The sequence below is a fragment of the Thermomonas sp. genome, assembly GCF_020850895.1.
Taxonomy (GTDB): Bacteria; Pseudomonadota; Gammaproteobacteria; order Xanthomonadales; family Xanthomonadaceae; genus Thermomonas.
Genome location: NZ_JADZDS010000072.1, coordinates 1 through 3,562, shown reverse-complemented (window position 1 = coordinate 3,562; position 3,562 = coordinate 1). Strand labels below are relative to the sequence as shown.

The 3,562-nt window shown below is 61.2% G+C and carries 2 protein-coding genes and 2 pseudogenes; 2 read left to right on the top strand and 2 right to left on the bottom strand.

Translation table 11 applies throughout. The features are described from left to right. Nucleotides 1–1,911, top strand: a pseudogene (locus IT472_RS06925) (type I restriction endonuclease subunit R); the annotation flags it as partial. Between the two features lie 14 nt (nt 1,912–1,925). Next, nucleotides 1,926–2,867 (top strand): COG2958 family protein, encoded by a 942-nt coding sequence (locus tag IT472_RS06920; protein ID WP_297180285.1) that lies wholly within the window; start codon nt 1,926–1,928, stop codon nt 2,865–2,867. 3 nt (nt 2,868–2,870) lie between these two features. On the opposite strand, the gene IT472_RS06915 is transcribed toward IT472_RS06920, so the two are convergent. Next, nucleotides 2,871–3,161: a hypothetical protein gene (locus tag IT472_RS06915; protein WP_297180284.1), complete on the bottom strand. Its 291-nt coding sequence runs from the start codon at nt 3,159–3,161 to the stop codon at nt 2,871–2,873. A gap of 108 nt (nt 3,162–3,269) precedes the next feature. Beyond that, nucleotides 3,270–3,562 (bottom strand): annotated as a pseudogene (locus IT472_RS06910) (hypothetical protein); the annotation flags it as partial.

Below are 3,562 nucleotides of genomic sequence, written 5' to 3'. Positions count from 1 at the left end.
TTCCTGCGCCGGGGCAAGAAGATCATCGTCACCACGGTGCAGAAGTTCCCCTTCATCCTCGACGAGCTGGGCGACCTTGGCGACCGCAAGTTCGCGCTGCTGATCGACGAGGCACATTCCAGCCAGGGCGGCAAGACCACAGCCAAGATGCATCAGGCGCTCGGGGGTTTGACGGGCAGCGCGGACGCAGGCGCGGCCGACGAGGAAGCCTTCGAGGAAGACTCCACGCAGGATGCGGTGAACGCGGAAATCGAAAAGCGCATCGCATCACGCAAGCTGCTGGCCAACGCCAGCTACTACGCCTTCACCGCTACACCGAAGACCAAGACGCTGGAGTTGTTCGCCGAACGGGTGACGGTGGGCGACAAGGTGCAGTTCCGCTCGCCCGAAGAACTGACCTACACCACCAAGCAGGCGATCCAGGAGGGTTTCATCCTCGACGTGATCGCCAACTACACGCCGGTGGACAGCTTCTACCACGTCGCCAAGACCATCGCGGACGATCCGCAGGTGGACAAGCTGAAGGCGCTGAAGAAAATCCGGCGCTACGTCGAATCGCATGACAAGGCGATCCACCGCAAGGCCGAGATCATGGTCGATCACTTCACCGTGCAGGTGATCAGCGCGAAGAAGATCGGCGGCAAGGCGCGGGCGATGATCGTGTGCAACGGCATCGCACGCGCCATCGACTACTGGCGCGAGGTGTCCGATTACCTCGCCGAGATCAAGAGCCCCTACAAGGCCATCGTCGCGTATTCCGGTGACTTCGAGATCGGCGGGTCGAAAAAGACCGAGGCCGATCTCAACGGCTTTCCGAGCAAGGACATCCCGGCCAAGCTGAAGCTCGATCCGTATCGCTTCCTGATCGTCGCCAACAAGTTCGTCACCGGCTTTGACGAACCGTTGCTGCACACGATGTATGTGGACAAGCCCTTGGCGGGCGTGCTGGCGGTGCAAACGCTGTCGCGCCTGAACCGTGCGCACCCGCAGAAGGCGGACACGTTCGTGCTCGACTTCGCCGACAATGCCGAAGCCGTGAAAGCGGCGTTTCAGGAGTACTACCGCGCCACGATTCAGGACGGCGAAACCGACCCGAACAAGCTGCACGACATCCAGGCCGAGCTGGACGCGCAGCAGGTTTACAGCGGCAGCCAAGTGGATGACTTGGTGGCGCTGTATCTGTCCGGTGCCGACCGCGACAAGCTCGACCCCATTCTCGATGCCTGCGTGGCCGAGTACGTCAGCAAGCTGGGGGAAGGCGATCAGGTCAAGTTCAAAGGCAAGGCGAAGGCGTTCGTGCGCAGCTACGGCTTCCTGTCGGCGATCCTGCCTTACGGACATCCGGCGTGGGAGAAGCTATCGATCTTCCTGAACTTCCTGATTCCAAAGCTGCCCGCTCCCAAGGAGGAAGACCTCTCCAAGGGTGTGCTGGAAGCCATCGACATGGACAGCTATCGCGCGCAGGCACAGGCGGCGATGAAGATGGCTCTGGACGATGCGGATGCCTTCGTCGAACCGCCGCCTCCGGGCGGTGGCGGTGGCGGCGGCGAGCCGGACTTGGACAGGCTGTCGAACGTCATCAAGCAGTTCAACGACCTGTTCGGCAAAATCGAGTGGCACGACGCCGACAAGATCAGACGAGTCATCGCCGAGGAAATCCCGGCGCGCGTGGCGCAAGACAAGGCGTATCAGAACGCGCAGGCCAACTCCGGCAAGCAGAACGCGCGGCTGGAGCACGACAAGGCGCTCAATCGCGTGGTGCTGGAGCTGCTGGACGACCACACCGAACTGTTCAAGCAGTTCAGCGACAACGCCAACTTCAAACGCTGGCTGGCGGACATGGTGTTCGATTCGACCTACCACCCTGGTACCAACCCACCCGCACCGCCGCAGGGTGGGGCGTCGGCATAAGACGAGGAACACGTATGGCGCTGAATCTGGCGAAGGCCGTCATTGGCTACCTGAAGGAACGGCCCGAAGAGAAGTTCACCGCGCGACAGATTGCCGAGTGGGTGTTTGCCACGTTCCCGGCCGAGTGCCAGGCGAAGAAGGAAAGCAGCAAGTTCATCACCAACGACGCCGAGCTGGTGCAGCAGTTGGTGGCCGAAATCAGTTCGCAACGGCCCGTCTTGCAGAAACGCCAACCGGAACTGAAAACGACCGAGGGCCGGCCGCGCAAGTATTACTACTCGGAAAAGTCGGACAGTGCGGAAGTGGCAGCGGTCGAGAGCGCGGCTGCCGGGCCTTCAGATGATGCCAGTCAGTCGAAGATCGACGAACATGCGCTGTATCCGCTGCTTTCGCAATACCTGTGGGAAGAGTTCGGCGTGTTTTCCAAGCGCGTCGACGAAAAGCGCTCCTCGAACAAGCGCGGGCCCAATGGCAACCGCTGGCTGTACCCGGACGTGGTGGGCATGGAGGATTTGGGTAAGGAATGGCACCGCGAAGTGCGCGACTGCGTGACGCAGTATTCGGACAAGCGCACCAAGCTGTGGTCGTTCGAAGCCAAGCTGCTGATCAACCGCTCGAACGTGCGCGAGTGCTTCTTTCAGGCAGTGTCGAATTCATCGTGGGCCAACTTCGGCTATCTGGTCGCTGCGGAAATCGGCGGCCAGGACACGCTGAAGGAACTGCGGATGCTGTTCGCCGCCCACGGCATCGGCTTCATCAAGCTGGATTTTGACAACCCCGCCGACAGTCAGGTGCTGATTCCAGCCCGCGAACGCGATGAGATCGATTGGGACATGGCCAACCGGCTGGCCACGGAAAACCGGGATTTTCTGGAGTACGTGAAACTGGTCAAGCAGTTCTACCAGACCGGCGAAGTACGTCCGGCGGACTGGGATGTGCCCGAGGCGGAGGAGTGATGGCTATTCCAGATGACCAATCACGTCAAGACGTTCGTCCCCGCGCTGGAACGCGCCGAACCACCCGTCGCGGGAATCGGCGCGGGCGCGGCTCACCAGCAGCGTGAAGCCCTCGCAGCCGCGCTGCTTGGCCGTGGCGAAGTCGGTCGTTTCGAACTTGGCTTCGCGCACCAGTGTCGTGGCCACTGATTTCATGGCCGACTCGAACAGGTCGAGCAAATGTTCTTGCAGGCTGGCGTTGATGTTGCGCGAGGTCACGTCGTCAATGACGGCGTACTTGAATCGGTAACTCATGATGAATGCTCCGTGGTGAGTACGGATGTCATGAACGCGCTGTCCGGACTGGAAGCCAAGCGCATTCGAGATGGAGCAATCTGGTGTTGCGTGGCCGCCAAGCACGGATTACTTGGTGACAAATGCCACTGCACTGATCCACGCCTGCAACGCCCTCAGTTGTTCGGCGTTCTCGTGACAGGTCTGGTAGTTGGCAGCGACGGTTCCGGCGACGGCAGAGAGCGCAAGTCCTGCGGTGGGCGCATCAGCATCTCGGGCGGGCTCGGGCAGTTCCCCTGCGGCGGCAGCGTCGTGCAGGCGCACAAAGCCACGGTTGATAGTGCAAGCAGCATCGGCTTGAACGGGCACATAGACGGGAACCTCCTTGATGATGGTGTCGCCCTTCTCGCGGACGACGCGGA

Excerpts from the sequence above, each read along its gene's own strand:
- IT472_RS06920 (WP_297180285.1), top strand. The coding sequence starts at position 1,926 with ATGGCGCTGAATCTGGCGAAGGCCGTCATTGGCTACCTGAAGGAACGG.
- IT472_RS06915 (WP_297180284.1), bottom strand. The coding sequence starts at position 3,161 with ATGAGTTACCGATTCAAGTACGCCGTCATTGACGACGTGACCTCGCGC.